21 protein-coding genes and 2 tRNA genes are annotated in these 25,787 nt (G+C 73.3%); 11 read left to right on the top strand and 12 right to left on the bottom strand.

Annotation, left to right across the window (positions count from 1 at the left end):
• Nucleotides 1-31: 31 nt before the first annotated feature.
• Both ACYUD3_RS24930 and ACYUD3_RS24925 read right to left on the bottom strand, forming a co-directional pair.
• Entirely contained in the window at nt 32-880 is an 849-nt protein-coding gene (locus ACYUD3_RS24930; RefSeq protein WP_470973811.1) for an SMP-30/gluconolactonase/LRE family protein, read from the bottom strand.
• 1 nt (nt 881) lies between these two features.
• Nucleotides 882-1,655, bottom strand: a complete 774-nt coding sequence (locus ACYUD3_RS24925) for an IclR family transcriptional regulator (protein WP_470973807.1) — start codon at nt 1,653-1,655, stop codon at nt 882-884.
• Between the two features lie 153 nt (nt 1,656-1,808).
• Between ACYUD3_RS24925 and ACYUD3_RS24920 the strand changes: the two genes are divergently transcribed.
• On the top strand, nt 1,809-2,387 hold the full coding sequence (locus ACYUD3_RS24920; RefSeq protein ID WP_470973803.1) for a hypothetical protein: 579 nt from the start codon (nt 1,809-1,811) through the stop codon (nt 2,385-2,387).
• Here ACYUD3_RS24920 and ACYUD3_RS24915 read toward each other — a convergent pair.
• Both ACYUD3_RS24915 and ACYUD3_RS24910 read right to left on the bottom strand, forming a co-directional pair.
• Entirely contained in the window at nt 2,377-3,255 is an 879-nt protein-coding gene (locus ACYUD3_RS24915; RefSeq protein ID WP_470973799.1) for an ATP-grasp domain-containing protein, read from the bottom strand. The genes ACYUD3_RS24920 and ACYUD3_RS24915 overlap by 11 nt on opposite strands.
• A gap of 39 nt (nt 3,256-3,294) precedes the next feature.
• The gene (locus ACYUD3_RS24910) at nt 3,295-4,011 is read right to left on the bottom strand and encodes a FadR/GntR family transcriptional regulator (RefSeq protein ID WP_470973795.1); all 717 of its coding nucleotides are present in this window, start codon (nt 4,009-4,011) and stop codon (nt 3,295-3,297) included.
• Nucleotides 4,012-4,136: 125 nt separating this feature from the next.
• On the opposite strand from ACYUD3_RS24910, the gene ACYUD3_RS24905 reads away from it, so the two are divergent.
• From ACYUD3_RS24905 to ACYUD3_RS24865, 9 genes are all read left to right on the top strand, one after another.
• Nucleotides 4,137-5,384, top strand: a complete 1,248-nt coding sequence (locus tag ACYUD3_RS24905) for an SLC13 family permease (RefSeq protein WP_470973790.1) — start codon at nt 4,137-4,139, stop codon at nt 5,382-5,384.
• 57 nt (nt 5,385-5,441) lie between these two features.
• On the top strand, nt 5,442-6,887 hold the full coding sequence (locus tag ACYUD3_RS24900) for an acyl-CoA synthetase (RefSeq protein WP_470973785.1): 1,446 nt from the start codon (nt 5,442-5,444) through the stop codon (nt 6,885-6,887).
• Complete coding sequence (locus ACYUD3_RS24895) at nt 6,884-8,350, top strand: carboxyl transferase domain-containing protein (protein ID WP_470973778.1); 1,467 nt, start codon at nt 6,884-6,886, stop codon at nt 8,348-8,350. The genes ACYUD3_RS24900 and ACYUD3_RS24895 overlap by 4 nt, the downstream gene beginning before the upstream one ends.
• A 134-nt stretch (nt 8,351-8,484) precedes the next feature.
• Nucleotides 8,485-8,844 (top strand): CU044_2847 family protein, encoded by a 360-nt coding sequence (locus ACYUD3_RS24890; protein ID WP_470973772.1) that lies wholly within the window; start codon nt 8,485-8,487, stop codon nt 8,842-8,844.
• A 54-nt stretch (nt 8,845-8,898) separates the two neighbouring features.
• Entirely contained in the window at nt 8,899-10,623 is a 1,725-nt protein-coding gene (locus tag ACYUD3_RS24885; RefSeq protein ID WP_470973765.1) for a VMAP-C domain-containing protein, read from the top strand.
• A 36-nt stretch (nt 10,624-10,659) separates the two neighbouring features.
• On the top strand, nt 10,660-11,703 hold the full coding sequence (locus ACYUD3_RS24880; RefSeq protein ID WP_470973758.1) for an AAA family ATPase: 1,044 nt from the start codon (nt 10,660-10,662) through the stop codon (nt 11,701-11,703).
• A 232-nt stretch (nt 11,704-11,935) separates the two neighbouring features.
• Nucleotides 11,936-16,051 carry an SAV_2336 N-terminal domain-related protein gene (locus ACYUD3_RS24875; protein WP_470974208.1) on the top strand — a complete coding sequence of 1,372 codons (4,116 nt, stop codon included), beginning with the start codon at nt 11,936-11,938 and terminating at the stop codon, nt 16,049-16,051.
• 164 nt (nt 16,052-16,215) lie between these two features.
• Nucleotides 16,216-17,253, top strand: a complete 1,038-nt coding sequence (locus ACYUD3_RS24870) for a rod shape-determining protein (RefSeq protein ID WP_470973753.1) — start codon at nt 16,216-16,218, stop codon at nt 17,251-17,253.
• 4 nt (nt 17,254-17,257) lie between these two features.
• On the top strand, nt 17,258-18,631 hold the full coding sequence (locus ACYUD3_RS24865; RefSeq protein ID WP_470973748.1) for a GAF domain-containing protein: 1,374 nt from the start codon (nt 17,258-17,260) through the stop codon (nt 18,629-18,631).
• Nucleotides 18,632-18,803: 172 nt separating this feature from the next.
• Here ACYUD3_RS24865 and ACYUD3_RS24860 read toward each other — a convergent pair whose 3' ends face one another.
• The 6 genes from ACYUD3_RS24860 to ACYUD3_RS24835 all read right to left on the bottom strand — a co-directional run bounded on the left by ACYUD3_RS24860 (nt 18,804) and on the right by ACYUD3_RS24835 (nt 24,461).
• Nucleotides 18,804-19,535 carry a helix-turn-helix domain-containing protein gene (locus ACYUD3_RS24860; protein WP_470973743.1) on the bottom strand — a complete coding sequence of 244 codons (732 nt, stop codon included), beginning with the start codon at nt 19,533-19,535 and terminating at the stop codon, nt 18,804-18,806.
• Nucleotides 19,536-19,716: 181 nt separating this feature from the next.
• Nucleotides 19,717-20,310, bottom strand: a complete 594-nt coding sequence (locus tag ACYUD3_RS24855) for a hypothetical protein (protein ID WP_470973738.1) — start codon at nt 20,308-20,310, stop codon at nt 19,717-19,719.
• Complete coding sequence (locus tag ACYUD3_RS24850; RefSeq protein ID WP_470973731.1) at nt 20,307-21,173, bottom strand: carbohydrate ABC transporter permease; 867 nt, start codon at nt 21,171-21,173, stop codon at nt 20,307-20,309. Before ACYUD3_RS24850 ends, ACYUD3_RS24855 begins: the two co-directional genes overlap by 4 nt.
• Nucleotides 21,170-22,111: a carbohydrate ABC transporter permease gene (locus ACYUD3_RS24845; RefSeq protein WP_470973724.1), complete on the bottom strand. Its 942-nt coding sequence runs from the start codon at nt 22,109-22,111 to the stop codon at nt 21,170-21,172. The genes ACYUD3_RS24850 and ACYUD3_RS24845 overlap by 4 nt, the downstream gene beginning before the upstream one ends.
• Nucleotides 22,108-23,334, bottom strand: coding sequence for an ABC transporter substrate-binding protein (locus tag ACYUD3_RS24840; RefSeq protein WP_470974205.1), 1,227 nt, complete (start codon nt 23,332-23,334; stop codon nt 22,108-22,110). The genes ACYUD3_RS24845 and ACYUD3_RS24840 overlap by 4 nt, the downstream gene beginning before the upstream one ends.
• A 203-nt stretch (nt 23,335-23,537) precedes the next feature.
• A complete protein-coding gene (locus tag ACYUD3_RS24835) occupies nt 23,538-24,461 on the bottom strand; it encodes a DUF6807 domain-containing protein (RefSeq protein ID WP_470973718.1) in 924 nt (307 codons plus the stop codon).
• A gap of 249 nt (nt 24,462-24,710) precedes the next feature.
• On the opposite strand from ACYUD3_RS24835, the gene ACYUD3_RS24830 reads away from it, so the two are divergent.
• Complete coding sequence (locus tag ACYUD3_RS24830) at nt 24,711-25,361, top strand: HAD-IA family hydrolase (RefSeq protein ID WP_470973711.1); 651 nt, start codon at nt 24,711-24,713, stop codon at nt 25,359-25,361.
• Nucleotides 25,362-25,450: 89 nt separating this feature from the next.
• Here the strand turns inward: ACYUD3_RS24830 and ACYUD3_RS24825 are convergent.
• Nucleotides 25,451-25,524: transfer RNA gene (locus tag ACYUD3_RS24825), tRNA-Ile, on the bottom strand.
• 190 nt (nt 25,525-25,714) lie between these two features.
• Nucleotides 25,715-25,787: transfer RNA gene (locus ACYUD3_RS24820), tRNA-Asn, on the bottom strand.

Below are 25,787 nucleotides of genomic sequence, written 5' to 3'. Positions count from 1 at the left end.
CTACGACAAGACGCCCCCGGTCACCTCCCCCTCACCCCGCGAACGCCGGCAACGCCACCCCCTTCCCCGCCCCCGGCACCACCAACAGCGAACCGGCAACCGGATGCGGCGAGTTCAGCCCCACCCGAGCCGTCGTGATGTACAGATCGCTCAGATCCGCCCCGCCGAACGCACAAGCCGTGACCCGGGGCACCGGCAGCGAGATGACCCGGTCCAGCCGCCCCTCAGGCGTGTACCGCCGCACAGCCCCCCCGTCCCACAACGCGACCCACACACACCCGTCGGCGTCGACGGTCAGCCCGTCCGGGAACCCGGCCCCCTCCTCGATCGCGACGAACTCCCGCCTGCCGCCGACCCGTTCACCGTCGTGGTCGAAGACGTCGACCCGCCGGGTAGGACTGTCGACGTAGTACATGAGCCGCCCGTCCGGGCTCCACCCGGTGCCGTTGCTGACCGCGACGTCGTCGAGGACGACCGACGCGAGCCCGCCGCCGGTGAACCGGGCCAACGTCCCACCCCCGGCCGCCTCGTCGTACCGCATGGTCCCCGCCCACAGCGACCCGTCGGGCGCGACCGCCGCGTCGTTGCCGCGCCGGCCGGGGACAGGTTCGTGGTGCAGCCAGGAGAACTCCCCGCCGGCGTCCAACAGGCCCACCCCGTCACGGAGGTTGAGGACGAGGCCGCCGCCCGCGCGGGGTTTGGCGGCGCCGACGTGCTGGTCGGTGACCCGTACCGACTGCCGGCCGCTGACGGGGTCGTAGGAGTGCAGCCGCGCCCCGAGGATGTCCAGCCACAGCAGCCGCCCGGTGGCGGGGTCCCAGGTGGGCCCCTCCCCGAGGGTGGCCTCCGCGCGTACGGCGATGTCGAATCCGCTGGTCATGTCAGGCCACGCTCCGGTGTCCGAGCCGCTCCGAGAGTTCGGCGGCGCCCTTGGCCGCCAGCTGTTCCAGTTCCACGCGCCGCTCGTCGCTCCAGCGGATCATCGGCACCGAGATCGAGAGCGCGGCGACGACCCGCCCGGTGCGGTCGCGGACGGGGGCCGCGACGCAGCTGACGTCCGGGTTGGACTCCCGGCTCTCGACGGCGATCCCCCGCTCCCGGATCGGGACCAGCGCCTCGCGCAGCGCGGCGGGGTCGGTGATGCTGTTCGGGGTCATCCTGACGAGGTCGGCGTCGTCCGGGACGCGCGCGGTCAGCTCGTGCTCGGGCAGCGAGGCGAGCAGCATCTTGCCGACGGACGTGCAGTGCGCGGGCAGCCGGCGGCCGGCAGCGGAGACCATGCGGACGGCGTGCGTGGAGTCGACCTTCGCGATGTAGATGACGTCGGTGCCCTCCAGGATCGCCACGTGCACGGTCTCGTCGCAGGTCTCGGCGACGGACCGGGCCACGTGCTGCCCCTCCGCCGCGAGGTCCAGCTGCTCGGCGTAGCGGCTGCCGAGCTGGTACGGCCGCACCCCGAGCCGGTAGCGGCCGGGCTGGCCGGTGACCGGGACGATGTACGAGCGGGCGGCGAGCGTCGTGACCAGTTCGTGCACGGTGGTGCGCGGCAGCTTCAGGCGGCGCACGATGTCGGGGGCGGAGAGTGTGCCGTCCCCGTCGAGGAAGAGCTCCAGAATGTCCAGAGCCCGGGTCACGGCAGGTACCAGACGTCCCATGGCCGGCCCCCTCCCTTGGTGGTCTTGTGCGGTCCTGTTCGAGATTTCAACAGGCGATCGGGATGACGAACACAGGCTAATCAGAAGGCACCTGGCGGGCAATGGGCGGGAAAAGGCGGTTTCCTGGTGGGCGGGGTTTCCCGGTGCGCGACGATGGGGCGTATGCAGCCGTTCACGCCTCTCGACTTCCAGCTGGTCCTGCTGCGCCTCATGGCCGACCACAACCCGGACCTCGTCGAGGACGCCCGCCGCGCGCTGGGCGCCTCCGCCGCCGGGATGCGCGAGGCCAACAAGCGCTGGCAGGCGATGCGGCACGCCCCGCGCGGCCGGGCCGCCGCGAGCCGCTACGCCTCGGTCCTCGGCGCGCCCGAGTCCCGCTCGGACCGCAGGATCGGCGACCTGACCTGCACGGCCCTCCAATGGCCGGTCCCCCTCTGGCCGGACCTCCGCTTCGAGGTCCTGCTCGCGCCGAACGGGTCGGTCTGGAACGAGTGGCTGGTCCGGGCGCCGGGCACACCACCGCCCCCGCTGCGGACGACCGCCGACCTCACCCCCTGGTCCTGCACGGTCGACGAGGCGGCCGGCGCCTTCCCCCCGGCCCGCCCCCTGGAGGGCACCGCCCCCAACCGCTGGGGCCTGGCCTTCACGGCACCCGACGCGGAGGGGGTACGGCGGGAGGTGGCGGCGGAGTTCACGTGGGGGCTGTTGCAGCGGGTGGGGATCAGGAACTAGGCACGGCCTTCAGGATTCCCTCGACGACCGTCCCCAACGACCCCGGATGCAGCCAGAGAAACATGTTCGGCTCGACCAACTCCAGCTCCATCACGCAGGGTTGCCCGTCATCGCCGTCGACGACGTCCACCCGGGCGTACAGCAGTTCACTTCCCCCGGGCACAGCGGCCAACGCCCGCCCGGCGAGGGCGAGTTCAGCGGGGGTGGGCGTCCAGGGCGCCAGATCGGGATGCGCGGTCTTGCGCACGTCGTAGGGCGTCCCGGGACTGAGCACGGCCCCCTTCCGGCTGGCGTGCAGCAGCCGCCCGCCGAAGAACTGCACGGCCCGCTCCCCGCTGACGTCGATCCCCTTGACGTACGGCTGGACCATCGCCGTGAGCCCCTCGGCGTGCATCCGCCCGATGTGCCGTACGGCGGTCTCGCGCTCGCCGGCGGAGTAGCGCGCGGCGAACCGGGACCCGGCGCCGGAGGTCGGCTTGACGACGTACTCACCGTCGCCCGGCAGCTCCGGCGTCTCCCCGGGCGCGCAGTACCGCGTGGGCACGACGGCCACCCCGGCCGCCGCCAGCTCCCCCAGGTACCGCTTGTCGGCGTTCCACCGCACCACCCCGGCGGGGTTGGCGAGCCGGGTCACGCGGGCGGTCTCGCCGACCCACCCCAGGAACTCGGCCGCCCGCCAGCTGTAGTCCCAGGTGGACCGGATGACAACCAGGTCGAAGCCGGCCCAGTCGGCCTCGGGGTCGTCCCACACCTGGACCGAGGCCTCGGCCCCAGCCGCCTTCAACGCCTCCAGCAGCCCCGGCAGATCCCGGTCGACAGGCCCGTCGGGAGCGGACGGACGATAGGTGACAAGCGCGATGCGCGGCACAGTGGAACCCTCGTTTCGTACGGCTGACGGACCTTGAGGCTAGTCAACCGGGGCGTCCGACGGCTCCTCCCAGTCCAGCAGGCGCACCTTCGCCACCGTACGGACATGTGTGCGCATCGCGGTCGCCGCCCGGCGTGGGTTTCCCTCCGCGATCGCGTCGAGGATCGCCTGATGCTGCGTCAACGACCTTGCGGGGCGGCCTGGTTGGCGTAGGGATTCCGTGCGGCTCTCGGCGATCTGGGGGGCGATGGAGCGCATGAACTCCGCCAGGAGGGCGCTGTGGGCCGCCGCCGTCACCGCCGCGTGGAAGAGGCGGTCGCCCTCGGTGCCGGGGGCGCCGGAGGCGGTTTCGCGGGCCATGTGGGCCAGGGCCGCGCGCATCGCCGTGAGGTCGTCCTCCGTGCGGCGTTCGGCGGCGAGTTCGGCGAGCTTCGTCTCCAGGGCCTCGCGGGCCTCCAGGACGTCGGGCAGGCGCTTGCGGCGCTCGACCATCCGCTCGACCGGCTCGACGTCGAGGCTGTCGCGGACGAGGTACGTCCCGCCGCCGTGCCGCGCCTCGACCAGCCCCTGCACCTCCAGGACGACGATCGCCTGCTTGACGGAGGCCCGGCTCACCCCGAGCCGCTGCGCCAGGTCGCGTTCGGGCGGCAGCCGGTCGCCGGACTTGAGGCCGCCCTCGGTGACGTACTGCCGCAGCCGGTCCAGCACTTGCTCGTACAGGCGCTGTTTCGTCATCGGCCGCAGGGCGTCGCTCACGGGGGCCTCCTCTCCGTCACGCACGCGGTCTTGACTCCCGTGCACGGCGGCCACTCTAATCGACCGTCGCCACCATTGGCTCAGCCACTCGTCCACTGCTCCGGGACCCAACGACGGGAGCCCGTATGTCCCCCGAACTCGTCTCGATCCTCGTCCTGGTGGTCGTCTTCGTCATCGCCACCACCCGCTCGGTGAACATGGGCGCGCTCGCCTTCGCCGCCGCCTTCGGGGTCGGTGAGCTGGTCGCCGGTCTCGACGCGGACGGCATCTTCGCCGGGTTCCCCGGTGATCTGTTCGTCGTCCTGGTCGGCGTGACGTACCTCTTCGCGATCGCCCGCGCCAACGGCACCACCGACTGGCTGGTGCACGCCGCGATCCGGCTCGTGCGCGGCCGGGTCGCGCTGCTCCCGTGGGTGATGTTCGCGCTGGCCGCCGCGCTGACCGGCATCGGCGCCGTCAGCCCGGCGGCCGTCGCGATCGTCGCCCCCGTCGCCCTCAGCTTCGCCGCCCGCTACACGATCAGCCCGCTGCTGATGGGCGCGATGGTGGTGCACGGCGCGCAGGGCGGCGGCTTCTCGCCGATCAGCATCTACGGCACGATCGTCAACGGGATCGTGGAGCGCGAGCACCTGCCGGGCAGCCCGGTCGCCCTGTTCCTCGCCTCCCTCCTCGCCAACCTGGCCATCGCGGGCGTGGTGTTCGCGGTGTGCGGGGGGCGGCGGCTGTGGCGGGAGCGGGTGACGTCTGAAGCGGACGCGGCCGAGGACGACGTCCCCCTCACCCCCGCCCGTATCGCCACCCTCGTCTCCCTGCTCGCCCTGGTCCTGGCCGTGCTGCTGCTCGATCTCGACCCCGGGCTCACCGCGATCACCCTGGCCGTGCTGCTGAGCACCGCCTGGCCGGAGGACAGCCGCAAGGCGGTCGGGCAGATCGCCTGGTCGACGGTGCTGCTGATCTGCGGGGTGCTGACGTACGTCGCCGTCCTGGACGAGATGGGCACCATCAAGTGGGCCGGCGAGGGCGTCGGGAACATCGGGGTGCCGCTGCTCGCGGCCGTGCTGCTCTGCTACATCGGCGCGCTGGTCTCGGCGTTCGCCTCGTCGGTCGGCATCATGGGCGCGCTGATCCCGCTGGCGGTGCCGTTCCTCCTGCGGGGCGAGATCGGGGCGGTCGGGATGGTGGCGGCGCTGGCGGTGTCGGCGACAGTGGTGGACGTCAGCCCGTTCTCGACGAACGGCGCGCTGGTCCTGGCCGCCGCGCCGGATGTCGACCGGGAGCGTTTCTTCCGGCAGTTGATGGTGTACGGGGGGATCGTGGTGGCCGTGGTACCGGCGGTGGTGTGGCTGGTCATGGTCGTCCCCGGGTTCGGGTAGCCCTGGCCTGAGCGACATTTGACCGAACAGTGCAGCAATGACCAAGGAGTACGACGCGTGTCCTCTCTCTTCCCGGCCCTGACCGCCGACCCCGGTCCCGACCGGCCCGCCCTGTCCTTCGGCCCCCGCGCCCTCACCTATGCCCGACTGGCGGGCGCCGCCGGGGCCGTGGCCGCCCGGGTGCGCGGGGTGCAGCGGGTCGCCGTGTGGGCGACGCCGGAGCTGGAGACGGCCGTGGCGGTGGTGGGCGTCCTGCTCGCCGGGTCCGCCGCCGTCCCGCTGAACCCCAAGTCGGGCGACAAGGAGCTGGGGCACATCCTCGGCGACAGCGCCCCCGCCCTCGTCCTGGCCGCCCCGGGCACCGAACTCCCGTCCGCGCTGGCCGGGTTGGAACGAGTGGACGTCGATGTCGACGCGTCCGCCGAACCGCCCGCCGACGACTTCCCGGACGACAACCCGGCGCTGGTCGTCTACACCTCCGGTACGACCGGCCCGCCCAAGGGCGCGGTGCTCCCCCGCCGGGCGCTCGCGCACACCCTGGACGCGCTGGCCGACGCCTGGCAGTGGACCGGCGACGACGTCCTGACCCACGGGCTGCCGCTGTTCCACGTCCACGGACTGGTCATCGGCATCCTCGGCCCGCTCCGGCGCGGCGGCTCGGTACGGCACTTGGGCCGCTTCTCCACGGAGGGCGTGACGCGGGAGCTGAGTTCGGGCGCGACGATGCTGTTCGGGGTGCCGACGATGTACCACCGCATCGCCGAATCCCTGTCCGAGGAGCCGGAGTTGGTGAAGGCCCTCGCGAACGCCCGTCTCCTGGTGAGCGGTTCGGCGGCGCTGCCCGTGCACGACCACGAGCGGATCGCGGCGGCCACCGGGCGCCGGGTCGTCGAGCGGTACGGCATGACGGAGACCCTGATGAACACGAGCGTCCGCGCGGACGGCGAGGCCCGCGCCGGAACCGTCGGAGTCCCCCTGCCCGGCGTGGAGTTGAGGCTGGTCGAGGAGGACGGCACGGCGATCGACGGGTACGACCGGGAGCGGGTCGGCGAGATCCAGGTGCGCGGCGCGAACCTCTTCACCGAGTACCTGAACCGCCCCGACGCGACCGCCGCCGCGTTCACCGCCGACGGCTGGTTCCGCACCGGAGACATGGCGGTGCGCGACCCTGACGGGTACGTCCGTATCGTCGGCCGCAAGGCCACCGACCTGATCAAGAGCGGGGGTTACAAGATCGGGGCCGGTGAGATCGAGAACGCGCTCCTGGAACATCCAGGGGTGCGGGAGGCGGCGGTGACCGGGGAGCCGGACGCGGATCTGGGCGAGCGGATCGTGGCGTGGGTCGTCCCGGCCGACCCCGAAGTACGGCCCACCGCCGAGGAGTTGGCGGACCACGTGGCGTCCCGCCTGGCCCCGCACAAGCGCCCCCGGGTGGTCCACTACCTCGACACGCTGCCCCGCAACGACATGGGCAAGATCATGAAGCGGGTGCTGAGCGCATGAGCGACCGTCTCTCGGCCCGCGAGATCATCGACACCGTCACCGACGAGTTCACCGAACTCCCGCCCCCGGCAAGGGTGTCACTGCCCGACGGCCCCCTGACCTGGCAGGGCTACGACGACTCCCGCGCCCGCGCCACCGGCCGCACCGGCGAGGACGAGTCCGTGCTCTGCGGCACCGCCGACATCGAGGGCATCCAAGTCGTCCTGCTCGCCTTCGAGTTCGGCTTCCTGGGCGGCTCCCTGGGCGAACGGACCGGTGACCGCCTGGAGGCGGCGTACCGCTACGCCCGCTCCGAACGCCTCCCGGTCGTCTCCCTGATCGCGACCGGCGGCAGCCGTATGCAGGAGGGGATGCTCGCGCTGACCCAACTCCAGCGGGTGGCGAGGGAGGTGTCGATGACCCGGGAGTCCGGGCTCCCCCAGATCGCGGTCCTGCGCGACCCGACGACGGGCGGCGGCTGGGCGACTCTCGGCGCGGGCGCGGACGTGATCCTGGCGCTGCCCGGGGCCCAGGTCGGCTTCGCGGGCTCCCGGGTCCGCCCGGCCGACGCCGATCCGTCGGCGTACACGGCGGAGGCCCAGGTCGCGGCGGGGTCGGCGGACGCGGTGGTGCGACTGGAGGAGCTGCCGGAGACGTTGGGGTGGTGGCTGCGGCTGCTGTCCGGCGGGGCGGACCGGTGGCAGGCGCCGGAGGTGGCGCAACTGCCGGATCTGCCCGGGGTGGTGGAGTGGCCGAAGCCGGCTCCGGCGGCCGAAGAGGACGGGCCCGCGTCCTTCGATCCGTTCGCGGAGGACTTCGACGACGAACCCGATCCGGTCCCGCTCCCTCCCGCCGTCCCCGGCTCCGGCTGGGCCGCCGTCCAAAGCGCGCGTTCCCCGCGACGCCCGCGCGCCTTCGCCTACTTGGACGCCCACTTCGGCCGGTATGCCCGCATCAGCGGTGACCGGCACGGAGGTGTGGATGCCGAGGGGATCGTGTGCGGGTTCGGGGAGCGGGACGGGTACACCGTCGCGTTCGCCGCGCAGACCGGCGTCGCCATGCGGCCCGCCGGGTACCGGACGGCCGTGCGGCTGATCAAGCTGGCGGTGCGGATGCGGATTCCGGTGCTGACGCTGATCGACACGCCGGGCGCCGCCAATGACGCGGAGGCCGAGCGGCAGGGGGTGGGGGCGGCGGTCGCCGAGCTGTTCATGGCGCTCGCGCAGGCCCGTACGCCGGTGACGTCGCTGCTCATCGGGGAGGGCGGCTCCGGCGGGGCGCTGGCGCTGGCCGCGCCGGGGCGGACCTGGGCGACACCGGACAGCTACTTCTCGGTGATCGCACCGGAGCTGGCGGCGGCCATCCTCAAGCGCCCGGCGGACCAGGTCGCCGCGACCGCCGATCAACTGCGGCTGCTGCCCGACGACTTGGTGCACCTCGGGGTGATCCGGCCGGCGACCGACATTCCCGGCGCGGACGTGTGAGCCTGTGAGGCATCGGCGCCGTCTTCACAACCCGTGGAGGCGGCGCCGTGCCGTACCGCCGAGACGGGGACAAGGCCAAGCACCGTACGTAACAATGGAAGTGCACAGAGGCGCGGGACGACGGGGGAGTCGTGGTGGACGAAGTGGTGGAGTTCCGGACGGAGGACGGCGCGGTCGTCGCCGTGCAGGCCGTCGGCGAGCGGTCCGGTTCGCGGCTGGTGGCGCGGGACGGGAGCGTGCAGGCGGCGCGGACGTTCGAGGGCGCGCTGGAGGGGGTGCGGGCGGCGGCCCAGTCGGCGCTGCGGGTGTTCCGGGACGGGGCGGGGGCGCTGCGGCCGGACGGGGTGGAGATCGAGTTCGGGGTGCGGCTCCAGGCGGAGGCCGGCGCGGTCATCGCGAAGGGGACGAGCGAGGGCCATCTGGTGGTGAAGCTGACGTGGGGGGCCGCGGCCGGGGGCCGGGACGAGGGGTCGTACGCCGATGACGCTTCTTGAACTTCCGTGCGGCAGGCCGATGTCGACGCTCCTTGAGCCGGGGACGGCGGTTCGATGAGGAGCGCCGAATGGCACGCCCGGGTCGAGTCGGCCGGCCGGGTCCTCGGCGCCGGGTTCCTGGTCACCCCGGACACGGTCGTCACCTGCGCGCACGTGATCGGCGGACAGCCGACGGAGACGCTCACCGTGTCGTTCACGGAACGCCCCGAACTCCCTTCCGTACCCGCCCGGTTGCTGGCGCACGGCGGCTGGGACCCGGAGTCGGGGCACGACCGGGGCGACCTCGCGGTGCTGCGCCTCGACCGCCCCGCCCCCGTCGTCCCCGCCGTCCTCGCCCCCTCGGACGCGGTGCACCGCGAGCGGCCCGAGGACCCGCCCCGCAAGCTCGTCGTCTACGGCTTCCCCGCCGGGTTCGACGAGGGCACGCTGGCCGAATACCGGGTCACCGCACCGCAGTTGATCAGCGGGGAGTGGCTGCAACTGGAGGCGTGGCAGCTCGGCGGGCAGCCGCTCGCGCCGGGGTTCAGCGGGGCGGCCGTGGTGCTGGTCGAGACGGGCGAGGTGGTGGGGATGGTGACGGCGGCGGCCGGCGGGAGCGTCGTGCGCACCGGGCGGATGATGCCGACGGCCGTGATGGTCCGGTACTGGCCGGGCCTGGACGGGCTGGTCCCCGTGCCCGGACACCGCCCGGCCGACCGCACCCGGCTGTACCGGCTGGTGGCGCGGGCCGAGGCGGCGGGCCTGGAGTGCGATCCGACGCAGCTCTACAACGCCGTCCGCGATCCGCTGGACGTGCTGGTGCAGAAGCCGGGGTTCGCGTCGGTGCGGGCGGCGGCCCTGTTCGTGCTGTCGGAACTGGACGGGGAGGGCGCGGCCGGGACGGTGCTGCGGTTCACCGAGCGGCTGGAGCAACTGCTGTCCGTGCCGCAGGAGTCGGACGCCGAGGAGTACGACGTCGCCGAGGCGCCCCCGGACTGGTCGCCGATCCTGGTCGAGCTGCGGCACAGCGGCGCGGGCGACGACCAGGTGCAGGTCACGGTGTCGGCGTACAGCGGCGGGCAGCAGCATCCGGTGGGCGCGGCGACCGTGCCGTGGAGCGGGGTGCGGGCGTTCGTGCAGGAGCACATCGACGAGGCGTTCTCCTGGCTGGCGCCCGGCGCGGACGAGCTGATCGCGTTCGCGCTGCCCCGCAACTGGCTCGATCTCCCCGTCGACCGCTGGGAGTTCGCGCCCGACGTCGACACCCCGATGGGCTGCATGTTCCCCCTCGTCGTCACCGACCACACCCGCCGCAAACACTCCGTCCAGCATCTGCTGGACAAGGCCTGGCGGCGGCTGGACGGCAGACCCGGGGTACGCCTGGCCCGGGTGGAGTGCGGCGAGGACCCCGGCCGGGCGGAGAGCCTGCGGATGCGGTTACGGCGGCACGACGCGTGCGTGGCCGCGTTCGCCGCCCCGCCGGCCGCCGCCCGCGCCCACTTCGGCGTCGCGGTGACGGCCCCCGCCCCGGCCGTCGTCTGGTCGCGCGGCGGCTGCGCCGACGGGGACTGCGTGGGCGCCGACGGCTGCGCGGGCAAGACGTTCCTGGACGGCCTCGACACCGAGCTGGCGGGCTGCCCGCCGGCCGAACTCCCCTTGTACGTCCTGCACTTACGGATGGCGGCGGAGGCCGACGAGGGACACTGGGCGCGGGACATCCAGCTGCTGTGGGACGACCCGAGGGTCTTCGCCGACCCGCACACCGCCCGCCCCCGCCCGGCCCGCTCCCCGGTGGCCTGACGTTTCCCCCCGACCTCCCGCGGAGAAAGTAAGCCCATGTCCGACTGGTCCGTCTACACCGGCACGAGCGACCCGCACGCCGGTATCGAGCGGCTGCCCGCCCCGCCGCCCTGGCGGGCCTTCGACGGCGCGCCCATACTCCCTGTGCCGGACGACGACGCCGACGAGGCGGCCGTCTCCCCCGACCGGGTCCACCGCGCCCGCACCTACGTCGCCACCCCCGACAGCGTCGAACTCGTCAACGCCGCCCTCGTCCTGCGCCGCCCCCTCCTGGTCACCGGCCCGCCCGGCACCGGCAAATCGTCCCTCGCGTACGCGGTGGCAAGGGAGTTGCGGCTGGGCCCGGTCCTGCGCTGGAACATCACCAGCCGCAGCACCCTGACGGACGGCCTGTACCAGTACGACCCCCTGTCCCGCCTGTACGCGGCCCGCAAGTCGGCCTGGCAGGAGGGCGGTTCGGACGCCGGCCCCTACGGCGACCTCGACGGCGTGGAGGACCACCTCCGCCTCGGCCCCCTCGGCACGGCCCTCCTGCCGTACGCCCAGCCGAGGGTCCTCCTGGTCGACGAGCTGGACAAGAGCGACCTCGACCTGCCGAACGACCTCCTCAACGTCCTGGAGGAGGGCCAGTACGAGATCCCCGAACTCCTGCGCGCGGCAGGCCAGTCGGCGCGGAACCCGACGGTGGACGTCCTCGCGGACGGCTCCCAGGTCCCGGTCCCGATCGCCCGTGGCCGGGTGCGCTGCAAGGCGTTCCCCTTCGTCGTCCTCACCAGCAACGGCGAACGCGAGTTCCCCGCCGCGTTCCTGCGCCGCTGCGTACGGCTGCGGCTGCGCAGGCCGGACCGGCAGCAGCTGACCGAGATCGTGCGGGCGCATCTGGACACCCCGGCGGCGGAGGCGGATCCGCTGATCGACCGCTTCCTGGCGCGGGCGGCGGAGGGGGACTTGGCGACGGACCAGCTGCTGAACGCGCTGTATCTGACGGGGGTCACGGGTCTGGACGCGGCGTCTCGGGGGGAGTTGGCGGAGCGGTTGATGCCGTATCTGGATGCGGTGGCGGATGCGGATGGGCTCTGAGGGGGTGGAGGGTTCTGCCGGGGCGGGGGGCTCCGCTGGGGCGGGGGGCTCCGCTGGGGCGGGGGGCTCCGCTAGGGCAGGCGGCTCCTCCGGGGCGGGGGGTGATTCTGGGGTGGCTGGGGGTGCTTCCGAGCTGGACTCCGTGGCAGCTGGAGGTGCTTCCGAGCCTGGCTCCTTGGCAGTTGGAGGTGCCTCCAAGGCTGGCTCCGTGACGGCTGGCGTCGCTTCGAGCATGGGCTTCGCCCAGCCCGGCCGGCCCTCGCTTCCTCTGCTCGCGGATCTGCTGGGTGCCGTGTCCGGTGATGCCGGTCCGTCTCCTCGTGAGCTGGCCGAAGTTCTTTGGCTGGCGCGGCAGTTGGCCGGTGAGGTGCCGGAGCCGGTTCCTCGGCAGGCCGCCGCGCCCGTACCCGTTCCGCCCCAACCGCCCGTCGAGCCCGGCCCGTTGCCCGTCCCGCCGGCCCCGGCAGCCGCCCCGCCTCCTCCACCGTCCCCGACCGGACGCGTCCCCCTCCACCTGCCCACCCCCTCACCCACCCCCGGCCAGCCCTCACTGCGAGTCCCCGTCCCCCCGATGCTCCCCCACCCCCTCGCCCTGCAACGGGCGTTGCGGCCGGTGAAGCGTACGGTTCCCGACGCGCGGGCGCGGCTGCTGGACGAGCGGGCCACCGTCGACCGCATCGCCCGCCTCGGCGCCCACCCCGAGGTGTGGCTGCCGGTACTGCGCCCCGCACGGGACCGCTGGCTGCGGCTGGCGCTGGTGCACGACGTGGGTCCGACGATGCCCGTATGGGCGCCGCTGGTAAGGGAGTTGCACGCCGTACTCGCCCAGTCCGGCATCTTCCGCACCGTCTCCCTGCACCCCGCGACCCCCGACGGCCACGCCAGAGGGGTCGCCGCCCCGGCGGACGGGCGGACGGTCGTCCTCGTCGTCAGCGACTGCATGGGCCCGCAGTGGCGCCCGGGCCCGGCGGGCGACCGCTGGTACGCCCAACTCCGGCGCTGGGCGGCGAAGTTGCCCCTGGCCCTCGTCCAGCCACTGCCCGAACACCTGTGGGCACAGAGCGCGTTGCCCGCCGAGGCGGGCGTCTTCGTGGCCCCCCGCCCCGCCGCGCCGTCCGCGTCGGTGGCGTTCACCGCGTACGACCTCGACGCCCGCAAGCCGCCAAGTGACGCTTTCCCGCTGCCCGTTCTGGAGGCGGGGGCCGCCTGGCTGGGGAACTGGGCGGCGTTGGTGAGCGATCCCGGGGGCGGGCTGGTTCCGGGGGCCGCCGCTTGGGTGCCTTCAGTTCCGGTCGACGGTGAACAGGAGGACTCCGAAGGGGAGTTGAGTGCGCGGGAACTGGTCCTGCGGTTCCAGGCGACCGCCTCTCCGGAGGCGTTCGTGCTGGCGGGGCATCTGTCGTTGGCGGTGCCTTCCGTTCCGGTGATGCGGCTGGTGCAGCATGCGGTGGAGGGGGAGCCTCGGTCGCAGCATCTCGCCGAGGTGATCCTGAGCGGGATGCTGCGGGCGGTGGACGGGCCGTCGGGGTCGTACGAATTCCGGCCCGGGGTAAGGGAGTTGCTGGCGGGGACGTTGCCTCGGACCGTGCGGGGGCGGACGCGGGAGTTTCTGGCGCGGGTCGGGGGGCTGATCGACGAGCGGGCCGGGTTCAGTGCGGGGGTGTTCGGGGCGCGGAGGGGGAAGGGCGAGGAGGGTGCCTTCGCGACGGTCCGGGGGGAGACCGTCGAACGGCTCGGCGGGGGTGGGGAGGGGTTGCTCGGGGGGCGGTACCGGGTGCTGGGGAGGAGGGGGGTGGGGCAGCGGGTGCGGGAGGGGGTGGATACGTGGGGTGGGGAGCGGGTCGTCGTTCATCTTTATCCGGAGCGGGAGGGGCCTCATGAGCGGTTCCTGGCTGAGGCGGAGGTCTTGAGGGGGGTTGAAAGTCCTTACGTGGCACGGGTGTTGGACTTCGGGGTCGAAGGGCGGGTGCCGTATCTGGTCGTGGAGTTCGTGGAGGGGGTGACGCTGTCCGAGCTGACGCTGGGGAGCGGGCCTGGGGTGTCGTTGCCGGTCTATGCCGCGTTGCTGGCCGATGTCTGGGCGGGGCTCAGGGCATTGCATGAGCGGGGGCTGGTGCGGGGGCAGGCGGGAGATGTCGGGCTGCTGCTGCGGCCGGACGGGTCCGCGCTGATCAGTAGATTCACGCTGGGCGAGGGGTCCCGGCAGTGGGTCACGTCGGGCGACTGGGCCGAACTCGCCTCGACCGCGACGGGGTTGGCGAGGCATTCGGCCGAGGTCGAGCGTTTCCACGACGAGGTCATCACCCCCGGCGGCTGGCCTTTCGAGTCCCGCCGGGACTCCGCCGGCCTGCCTTCCGATGCCCGCCGGGTCGCCGCCGCCCTCGCTCAAGCCCGCCAGACCGCCCCCCTCCACGTCCGCCTCTCCACCCCCCTCCGCATCACCCGAGGCGACACCGACCTCCCCCTCCCCTCCCCCGCCGCACAGTCCCTGCTGGTCCAACTGCTGCGCGCCCCCGGCCACCGGGCCACTTACGAGGAGCTGGCGGCCAACCTGCCGGAAGCCCAACCCCTCGACCGGGTAAGGGAGTTGGCCCGCGAGCTAGTAACCGCCTGCCTCGGCCCCGCGACCCTCGCCGAGCTGAACGACGGCTACGCCCTCCACTCCCCCGGCGCCCGCCTCGAACCCGTACCCGACCCACCCCCCACCACCCCCCTCCTCTTCACCACCCCCACCCCCCTCACCCCCGAATCCCGCATCACCCTCGAATACGCGGTGGACCAAGTCCTCACCCGAGCCGGCCTCACCCCCGCCCAATACACGACCCACGTCCTCCCCCACGGCTACCGAGTCGACATCACCCCCACCGCCAACCTCCTCCCCCTCCTGGCGGCAGCGATCCGCTGGCTCCCCGGCCCCTTGGCCACCCTCACCGACCCACCCCCCCTCCACGTCACCTACGCCGGCGCCCCCGAACCCCCCAACTCCCCGGCCCCGGTGACCATCACCATCCCCCCGCCCCTCCACACCTCCTTCGCCACCAGCTCCGCCGCCTCCGGCCCACACCGCTTCCGCCCCCTCTACGGGCCCGACCCGGACGCCCCGCCGCTGGCCTGGTACTGCCCCCTCCCGGCCCCCCGCCCGGAGGACGACACCCGCGACCTCGTCAAGGGCCCCCACCTCACCCGGGACCTCCGCGACCTGCGCCTCCCCGCCCCCGGCCGGGCGGCGATCGTCCACACGCTGCCCGACGGCCCGCTGACCCTCCTCGACCCGGCCGACCCCTACCAGGGCCGGGACGCGGGCCCGGTGACGTACTACGAGGTAGACCTGGCCCCGCAGACCACCTCGGGCCGTACCCGGCTGCGCAGTTCGGGCCGCAGCGACTTCGACGCGCGGGTACGGCTGCGCTGGCAGGTCACCGACCCGGTGGCGTTCGTGCGGGGGGAGGTCACGGGGATCGCGCGGCGGCTGGTCGACCATGTCGCCGAGGTCGCCCCCGGCATCACCCGCCACCACTCCCACAACCGCCCCCGGGGAGCGGAACGCGCGCTGGCGAAGAACCTGCGGCGGTGGCCGGTGCCGGGGGTGCAGGTGACCTGCGAGATCCAGCTGACGCCGGACGAGGGGCAGGCGGCGCCCCAGCAGAGCGCGCCAGGGCTCGACGCGCTCCTCGCCGCCGCCCCGGCGGTGCTCCTCGGCTTCGACGGCCCCGTGACCCGCCTCTTCACCGCGGGCCAGGCCCGCGAGGCCGCGCTGGCCCTGCTGGCGCTGGTCGCCGAACTCCGGGACCCCGAGGACGCGTTCACCGGACGGCCCTTCGCCATAGCGAACATCCGCGAGACCGCCGTGCACCCGCTGGACGTGCTGCGGGTCTTCGCCCGCGACGCGGTCGGGCCGCACCTGCGGCACCGTCTCGACCAGCTGGAGCTGGCCGCACTGCCGGACGCGCCGACGACGCACAACGCGGTCGCGCTGGTGCGGGCGCTGCACGGGTCGGGGCGGCCGGTCGCGATCGTGACGGACGTGTGCGAAGCGGCGGCGCGGCGGTACGTACAGCCGTACGGGCTGCCGCTGGCCGGAGTCCATGGGCGGGCGGACGATCTGCGGCTGCTGATGCCGGACCCGGACTGTGTGCGGCGGGCGCTGGCCGGCGCCGGCACCGACCGGGCCGTCGTCATCGGGTCGGGCAGTGCGGCGCTGGCGGCGGCGCAGCGGGCCGGGCTGCCCTTCATCGGTCTCGCGCGCAACCGGACGGCGGAGCAGGGGCTGCGGGAGGCGGGGTGCGAGGTGGTGGTGCGGTCGCTGGAGCCGGTGCTGGAGGCGGTGCGCGGACTGGGGAATCCCTGAGCTTGCGCGCCACGGGACCCGCTTCGGGCGATCATCCGTAAATCATCCGTTCGGGCGCTCCCCGCCCGGCCCATCCCAGCAGGCGGCCCCTCCCCCGCGCCCGCACGATGCGAGGGAGGCCGCCATCCCGGCGGTCCGATGCCGTGCTCTCGGGAGGACCTGCCATGACCGCCAGCTTGGAGCAGCTGCGCCGCTGCCATTTCGCCGTCGACCTGGGGGCGGCGCGGACGCGGGTGTATGTGAAGGGCGCCGGGCTGGTGGTGGACCAGCCGTCGGCGGCGGCCGTCAACACCCGTACCGGCGCGCTGATCGCGGTCGGCGAGTTCGCGGAGAAGATGACCGGGCGGACGCCGGACTACATCCGCGTGGTGCGGCCGGTCTCGGGCGGGACGGTCGTCGACATCGAGATGGCCCAGCGGATGCTGCGCCACCTCCTCGGTGACAAGATCCGCCGCCAGCTGCGCTACAAGCCCCGGCTGCGGGCGGCGGCCTGCACCCCGCACGACGCCGATCCGCTGGCGCAGCGGGCGACGATCGAGACGCTGGTGGGGCTCGGGGCGCGGCGGGTGGAGCTGGTGGACACGCTGATCGCGGCGGCGGTGGGGTGCGGGCTGCCGGTGGAGCGGCCCGAGGCGACCATGATCATGGTGTGCGGGGCGGCGGCGACCCAGGTCGCGGTGCTGTCCCTGGGCTCGATCGTGACGGCCGAACGGGTCCCGGTCGGCGGTGAGGCGGTCGACCACGCGATCGTCCAACACCTGCGCCACCAGCACGAGTTGATGCTCCCGAGCCAGTCCGTACGACCGCTTCAGCTGGCGCTGTCGAGCAACGGCCTCTCCCCGCACGGGCCGACGTCCACGGAGATCCACGGCCGGGACGTCGCGACCGGGCTCGCCCGTTCCGTCCAGGTCGACACCGCCGCCGTGCGCGACGCGATCGAGACCCCTTTGACGGCCGTCCTCGACGGGATCGGCCGCGTCCTGCGCAACTGCCCGCCCGACCTGGTCGCCGACCTCGCCGAGCGGGGCATCATGATGGTCGGCGGCTCGGCGCTGCTCCCCGGTTTCGACCAGATGCTGCGCGAGGCGACCGGCATGCCCGTGCACATCGCCGACCGCCCCGACATCTGCGCGGCACAGGGCCTCGGCATGATGCTGGAGGGCCGCATCCACCCCCTGGAACTGGACCCCCTGGGCGCCTGACCGCGTGCACTGGGACGCCCTGCTGAGAGTCGGCACCTCGCTGCGGCTCCGGCCGACGGTACGTCATATCGAGGAGGCGGCACGGGAGTTGGGAGCGGTGCTCGAAACGGACGGGGAGCGCGAAACCGGCGGGGCGGAGAGCGGGGTGCCCGAAACGGACTCCCCCTCAGCCTCCTCCGAAGCGAACGCCCCCTCCGTCCCCATCGAAGGCTACGGCCACCTCCGCCCCCTCAACGGCCAACTCACCCCCGCCCTGGAGGTGTTGGCCGCCCGCGCGTCCGCCGCCCTCGCCGACGCCCGCCGCTACGAGGCCGCCCGGCAGCGCGAACGCTGGATCGAGGGCGTCGCCGCGGTGACGACCGCCCTCCTCAGCGGCGAGAGCGCGGCGGACGCCCTGATGACGGTCGCCGAACGCGCCCGCCTCCTCGCCGACGCGGCGGCCGGGGTGATCCTCCAGCGGACCGCCGAGGGCGGCATGGAGATCGTGGCGGCCTCGACGTACGACGACCCGGGCGACATCGTCGGTACGACGATCCGCCCCGGAAGTCCGGTCCTGGTCCAACTCCTGGGCGGTGAACCGGTGTTCATCGACGACTCGGCGACCGACCCCCGGATGACGACCCACGTCCGGCACCGCTTCGGCCCCAGCATGATGCTGCCGCTCCAGGCCGACGGACAGCTGATCGGCACCCTGGCCCTCCCCCGCCGGCGCGGCGGACGCCCCTACACGCCCGCCGAGAAACAGCTGGCGGTCCAGTTCGCCGCGCAGGCCGCCGTGGCCCTCCTCCTGGCCGACACCCGCGACCGGCGCGAGCGGCTGGCCGTGTACGAGGACCGGGACCGGATCGCCCGGGACCTCCATGACCTGGTGATCCAGCGGCTGTTCGCGACCGGGCTGTCGTTGCAGGCGACCCAGCGGCGGGCCGGGGCGGACACGGCGACGGTCACCGCGATCGGAGTGGCGGTCACCGAGCTGGAGTCGACCGTGCAGCAGATCCGTACGGCCATCCTCCGGCTCCAACAGCCGCCCGCCGAGCCGCCGTTGGGGGTGCGGGCACGGGTGCTGCGGGAGGTGGGGGCCTGCCTGGGGTACCAGCCGGAGGTGCGGTTCTCGGGAGCCGTCGACGCACTGGTCCCGGAGCCGGAGGTACCCGCCCTGCTGACCGCGCTGCGGGTCGCGCTCACGGGACGGGAACGGGCCGATGTGACGCTGGAGGCGGACGGGCGAACGGGGGTGCGGGTGGTGGTGGACGGGGAGGTGGTGTGGGAGGGGGTGCCGGAGGGGCCGGGGTTGGAGGGGACAGGGTTGGAGGGGACAGGGTTGGAGGGGCCGGAGACGGAGGCGCCGGACGCGGAGGCGCCGAACGCGGAGGGCTAGGCCACCCGGGCCACCCCGGCCGCCGTCAGCCCCGTCGGATCAGAGCACCCCGGCCGCCGTCAGCCCCGTCGCATCAGAACCCCCCGCCGCCGTCCGCCCCGTCGGATCAAAGCGCCCCCGCCCGCGTCAGCCCCGTCGCATCAGCGCCCCCTCCGCCGTCCGCCCCACCGGCTCACGCCGCCCCCGGCAGCGTCCGGAACTCCGGCAGGGCCGCGAGGCAGACCCCCAACTCCTGGGCCGTGCGCCGCAGTCCGGGTGCGAGGACGCGGCGGATCTCCTGGCCTGAGACGCCCACGGCGGAGGCGGCGGCGATCTTGCCCTGGGCGGGCAGTCCGACGGGCGAGGCCAGGATCGCGTTCCCGCGGCTGGTGTCCTCCAGCCGCAGCACGGGCCCGGTCGGCCCGGTCAGCACCCGCCGGGCGGCGAAGCCCACGACCCGCTCCCAGGCGGTGTCGGCCGCACCGACCCGCAGCAGGTGGACGACCTCCCGGTCGCGCACGGCGGACAGGTAGACGGCGCTCGCGCCGGTCGCCGTCCGCAGCCGCTGGAGGTAGGGCAGGGCGAGCGCGCGGATCTTCTGGTCGCGGGGCAGCCGGTCGCCCAGGACGAACATCTGCCGGCCCAGCAGCAGCCCGCGCTCACCGCGCTCCAGGAACCCGGAGTCGAGGAGTTCGGCGACCAGGCGGTGCGTGGTGGGCTTGGGCAGGCCCGCGCGGACGGCCAGTTCGGAGAGGGTCAGCTCGCTGTCGTCCGGGCCGAACGCCTTGAGCAGGGCGAGGCCCCGGGTGAGCATCGAGTCCTTCTTGCGGCCGACGGACGCGGCGGCGGAGGCGGCGGGCACGGCGGGCACCGAGGACAGCGGGGTGCGGGAGGCGTTCGGGGAGAGGGCGAGGGAAGGGCGCATGGGGGAGGCTCCCGGGTCGAGGGAAGGTCCGAACGGGCGGCGGGCACCGGGCAGTCGGGAATATGGGGGGGCGTCGGCCCGATGTTCCGCCTGCCGGAAATTCTGACCGCCGGCCGCCCTGTCGTTAAGCCGACAAGGGGTACCTGAACCGTCCAGGACGTTTTGGGAAAACCCCCAGTCTTCAGCTTTTCGTATGGCGCGTCCCGCGTACATCGACTGCGGCGAGCGCCATCGCCAGCGGCCCCGGCGCGAGCACCGCCAGCGGCAGCAGCGTCCACGCACACACCCCGGCGGTGACCACCGCGAGCAGCACGAGCCCGCTGCCCCCGGGATCGCGTACGACGGCCCCGGCGCCCGCGCGGACGGCGGCCGGCCAGTCGGTGAGCGACTCGGGGCGGGCGCAGGCGCGCAGGGCGACGAGGAGTGCCGCGCAGCCGATCGCGGCGGCGACGGCGGCGAAGAGGGCGCCGCCGGGCAGTCCGGCGCGGGCCAGCGCGAGGTCGGCCAGGAGCAGCAGGGCCCCGGCGAGGGCGGCGAAGCCCGCGGCCAGGTCGCCGGCCCGCAGCCGGCGCCGTAGCAGCCAGAAGTAGCGGCCGGCGGTCGCGGGGCGGTCCTCGCCCGCGCCGCGCAGGATGGCGCAGGCCGTGGACAGGGCGGCGGGGATCGTGACAACGGGCAGGCAGGCCAGGGAAGTCGCCAGGCCGACGCTGAGGACGTCGGCGAAGAGGCTGAACCTCGGGCCGAACACCTCGCCGGGCTCGCGGGTCGCGGTCATCCCTTGAGTCCGGAGCTGGCCATGCCCTCGACGAGGAAGCGCTGGAAGGCGAGGAAGAACAGCACGATGGGCAGCAGCGCGATCACCGACATGGCGAACATCGGCCCGAACGAGGACTGGCTGGAGGCGTCGACGAAGGACCGCAGGGCGAGGGTGAGGGTGAACTTGTGCGGGTCGAACAGGTAGATGAGCTGGGTGAAGAAGTCGTTCCAGGTCCAGATGAAGGTGAAGATGGCGGTGGTGATCAGGGCGGGGCGGGTGAGCGGCAGGATGATGTGGAGGAAGCTGCGGAAGGGCCCGCAGCCGTCGATCCGCGCGGCTTCCTCCAGTTCGCGCGGCAGCCCGCGCATGAACTGCACGATGAGGAAGACGAAAAAGGCTTCTGTGGCAAGGAACTTGGGCAGGATGAGCGGCCAATAGGTGTCCACCAGGCCGAGCTTGTTGAAGATGATGTACTGCGGGATCAGCACGGCGTGGTGCGGCAGCATGATCGTGGCGATCATGAACGCGAAGAGCGGCCCGCGCAGCCGGAACCGCAGCCGGGCGAAGGCGTAGGCGGCGAGCGAGCAGCTGAGGACGTTGCCGAGGACGGCGCCGCCCGCGATGAGCAGCGAGTTGCCGAGCAGCCGCCCCACGGAGACGCCGTTCACGCCGTCCAGGGCGGTGGAGTAGTTGGACCACTCCAGCCTGCCGGGAAGGAGGTTGAGGCTCGCGATGACCTCGCTGGCCGGTTTGAGGGAGGTCGCCAGCAGCCAGGCGAGCGGGTACAGCATGACCAACAGCGCGGCGAGCAGCCCGAGATGCAGGACGATCCGCCCACGCCGGGCCGGACTCAGGGGAGTTGACGCGGTCCGACTGCTCATCGCTGCTCCTCGGCGGCGTAGAAGACCCAGGCGCGGGAGGTGCGGAACAGCACCGCCGTCACGGCCCCGATGACGAGGAGCAGCACCCACGCCATGGCGGAGGCGTAGCCCATGTGGGAGGCGACGAAGCCCCGGTCGTACAGGTACATCGTGTAGACGAGCGTGGAGTCGGCGGGCCCGCCCTTGCCCGCGCTGATCGCGAAGGCGGGCGTGAAGACCTGGAAGGCCTGGATGGTCTGGAGCACCAGGTTGAAGAAGAGGACGGGGGACAGCATGGGTACGGTGATCGAGCGGAACTGGCGCAGCCGGCTCGCCCCGTCCACGGCCGCCGCCTCGTACAACTCGCCCGGGATCTGCTGGAGTCCGGCGAGGAAGATGACCATCGGCGCGCCGAACTGCCAGACGGTGAGCAGGGCGACGGCCAGCAGCGCCCAGCCCGGTTTGTTGACCCAGCCGCCGGTGCCCAGGAGGTTGTCGACGGTGCCGCCGTCGTTGAAGACCGCCCGCCACACCAGCGCGATCGACATGGACGCGCCGAGCAGGGAGGGCGCGTAGAAGGCGGAGCGGTAGAAGGCGCGGCCCCGGCGCATCGGCTTCAGCGCGAGGGCGACGGCGAGCGCGAGGCCGAGCTGGAGGGGGACGGCGATGACGACGTAGGTGAGGGTCGTCACGACCGAGCGCCAGTAGCGGGGGTCCTCGGTGAACATCTGCGTGTAGTTGCGCAGGCCCACCCAGTGCGGCGGGCTGAAGAGGTCGTAGTCGGTGAACGACAGGTACAGCGACACGGCCATCGGCAGCAGCGTGAGGCCGGCGGCGCCGAGCACCCACGGGGAGAGGAACACCCAGGCGGCGCCCTCGCGTTGGCGTTTTCTCCGGGCGGGCGAGGGGGGCGCGGCGCCGGCCGGCCGGGGGGTGACGGGCAGGTCGGTGGTGGTCATGACCGCAGCTCCGCCTTCGCCTCGGTGACATAGTTCTCGGCCGCCTCACGGGGCGACATCCGCTCGTACGACACCTGGTCGTAGTCGCGCTGGAAGGTGGTCTGCAACGCGTTGTCCCCGGCCGGCGGGGCCTGCGGCGGCGGCTTCAACTTGCCTTCCAGGGAGGTCTGGTAGGCGGCGACGGTCCGGTCGAAGCCGGTCAGCTGCGGCTCGATCGCCGTGCGCACCGACTCGTTGACGGGGATGCCCCGGGTGGCGCCGAGGATCTTCGCCGCCCCCATGTCGTTGATCATGAAGTCGATGAACTTGGCCGCTGCTGAGGGGTGTTGGGTCTTGGCGGAGGCGCCGAGGAACATGGACGGCTTGAAGTACTGCCCAGGCGTGCCGTCTTCGCCGCCCGGCATGGGTGCGAGCGCGACCCCGCCGGGCAGCAGTGCCATGAACCCGCTGGCGGGAGCGTCCCAGTTGGCGTCGGTGACGGACTTGCCCCGGCCCAGCGGGGTGTTCTCGACGGTGCCGTCGAGTTGGGTGGTCTGCTCGGCGGGCGACACGGCCCCCTCGCGGCGCAGTCGGTCGGCGAACGTCCACCACTCGGTCAAGTCGTCGGCGGTGAACCCGAGTTGGCCTTTCCCGGTGTACAGCGCCTTGCCCTTGCCGCGCAGCCACACCTCGAAGCAGTCCTCGCTCTGCCCCGGGTCGGTGGCCCCCGGCTTCCCGGTGGCCTTCTTCAACTCCCGCATGGTCTGCGCCCATTGCTCCCAGGTCCAGGCCCCTTCCGGGAGCGGTACGCCGGACTCGCTCCACGCCTTGACGTCGTACGCGACGGTCTCCGTGCCCCGCCCCTGCGGGATCGCGTACTGGACGCCGCCGACCTCGCCGGTGGCCAGCAGACCGGGGTCGATCCGCGAAGTCCCCAGCGCTGCCCGCTCCTTGCCGAGGTCGAGGAGGACCCCGCCGTCGGCGTACTGGTCGATCTGCCGGTAGTCGAGCTGCATGACGTCCGGGGCGTCACCGCCGGCGGCCTGCGTGGCGAGCTTCTGCTTGTAGGCGTCGTACCCGGCGAAGGAGGTCTGGATGTCGATCCCCGGGTTCGCCTTCTCGAACAGCGCGACGGCCTTCTCGGTCCGCGCGGCCCGGTCCGGGTTGCCCCACCAGGTGTAGCGCAGGACGACTTCGCCGTCGGCGGAGGCCGACCCGCCGCAACCGGCGAGCGTGCCGCACAGGAGGAGGGCGGCGGCGGTGGCGCGGAGTTTGCTGAGCCGACGGGAGCGGGCGGACCGGCCTGGCCGACTTGGCCGACTCGGCCGGCGGGAGCGGACCGGCTGGCTCTGCCGATGGGAGGGGACGGACCGGCTCACCCCGCCCAGCTCACGCACCCCGCTCGCCCCGCCCAGCTCACGTACCCCGCTCGCCTCACGCGCCCCGCTCACCACGCCAACCCCGCCAGATGCGCCCCGACCCGCCCCCGGTCCCACGCCCCGTCGGCGAACACCACCCGGTACCGGTACCCGAAGGACTCCCCCGGCGCCAGCGCGAACTCCTCGAAGAACGCCCAGGAGAAGGCGACCGTGGGGATCGGCTCGGCCCGTACGAACCAGTGCGAGGGGTGGATCGCGGACCCCTCGTCCAGATTCTCGGGCGCGTGCGCGAAGACGAGCGTGGAGTGCCCGTCGACGTCGTCGTGCTCCCCGCTGTAGGCGATCCACGGACTGCGCTCACCCATCAGCTTCCCGGCGCCGTCGCCGTCCTGGGTGAACGCGTGCCCGCCGGTGAAGTCGCGCGGCCCGCGCCAGTGCAGCCCGGTGTACCCGGCGGCCTCGCGCCCGGCGGTGGTGGGCGAGCCGAACACCAGTGGTTCGGTACGGGTGTTGGTGAGCCGGATGCCCCAATCCAGCGCCCACGCACCGGCGTTCTCGTCCACGGAGTGCACGCGGACGTCCCGCACCTCCCGCGCCCACTGCGTGCCGCCGTTCTCGATCCAGGTCAACTCCTCGGTGAACGCCAGCTGTTCGCCGTCGACGCGGAACGCGGTGAACCCGTCGTGCCGCATCGACCCGACGATGTCCGGCAGGTCGAGGTACCCCTCGCCGTGCACATAGCTGTGCCCGCCCCAGAAGTTCTGCCCCGAGAGGTGGCTGGCCGTCATCTGGAGCCCCTTGTGCCAGCGGTGATCGCTCGGCCGGTACCCGCTGACGAGCCGCCCGGCCAGGGTCCGCAGCGGATGCGCGTACGGTTTGCGCGCCTCGTACGCGTCGGGGTCGGGCCGGTACACGTACCGCAGGATCTCGGTCCCGTTCCCCGCCTCGACCGCGACATGATCGCCGTGCACATGGCTGACCCGGATGCTCATACGTGCTCCCGCTGCTCTGAGAAAGCGCTTGCCCGCGACTCCTTTCGCGCGACCCTAGGGGCCGCCCGAATGTCCGGACAACCCCTGTGCACGGACTGGAGATCGACTGGCGATGACCGGAACTCGCCTTGCCCACAAGCCAGTTGATCCGACCTGCCGCCCCCGGGCGGCCCGGCGTTAAGGTCGAGTCGCCCACGGCGGCGCCCTGTCCGCGTCCGCCGCGCTGCGAGCTGAGGAGAGGCGGCACCCATGCTGCTCACGACGGACGCGATCCTGTTCGACCTGGACGGTGTGCTGGTGGACAGTTCCCGGTGCGTCGCCGACGCCTGGTCCGAGTGGGCCGGGCGCAACGGCCTGGACGCCGAGCGGACCTTCGCACTGGGCCACGGCCGTTCGACGGTCGACCACGTCCGGGTGGCCGCCCCGCACCTGGACGCCGAGGCGGCGGCCCGCGAGATCGACGGCCTGGAGCAGCGCTATCTCGCCAAGGTCCGCGTCCAGCCCGGCGCCCTGGCGGCGACGGAGGTCCTGACCCGGGCGAACGCCCCCTGGGGCGTCGTGACGGCCTGCACGGCCCCCGTGGCCGCCGCCCGCCTCACCCTGGCCGGCCTCACCCCGCCCCCGGCCCTGGTCACCACCGACCAGGTACGCCACGGCAAACCGGCCCCCGACGGCTACCTCCTGGGCTGCGAGCGGCTGTCCGTCCCCCCGTCCCGGGTCGTGGTCTTCGAGGACGCCCCCGCCGGAATCACCGCCGCGCGGGCGGCGGGTACGCGGGTGGTGGCGCTGCGCACGACCCACGAGGCGGCTGAACTCCCGCCCGCGGACGGGGTGGTGCGGGATCTCTCGCGGGTGCGGCTGCGGCCGGGCGCGGAGGGCATCGGGATCGAGCTGATCTGAACGGATGAGCGGAGGTCACCACCTTCGGGTGGCGTCCTCCGCTCTGACGTCTCCACAGGCGGAAACGGTTCTCTCGATCGGGCTGAGAGTGGGGCGGGTGGGACTCGAACCCACGGCCGACGGATTATGAGTCCGCTGCTCTAACCGGCTGAGCTACCGCCCCACGCGGCGTGTCGCGTACAAGTGTGCGCGCCGTCTGCCGCAGCATAGCCGGTCATACGATCTCCCGCTGGGGGCGGGTCCGGCTGTGCACGGCTGCTGACCTCGCGTTCACGTCCTTCAGGACCGCACGGACGCCCGCCCGGTTCCCGGGGACATGAAAAAGGACCCCGACGGGGTCCTCGTTCAGCATGCTCCCCCGACTGGACTCGAACCAGTAACCTGCCGGTTAACAGCCGGCTGCTCTGCCAATTGAGCTACGGAGGA

The sequence above is a fragment of the Streptomyces sp. AMJ-169 genome (assembly GCF_055597585.1).
Note: the sequence above shows the minus strand (reverse complement) of the source record. Positions and strands in the feature narration are given on the sequence as shown.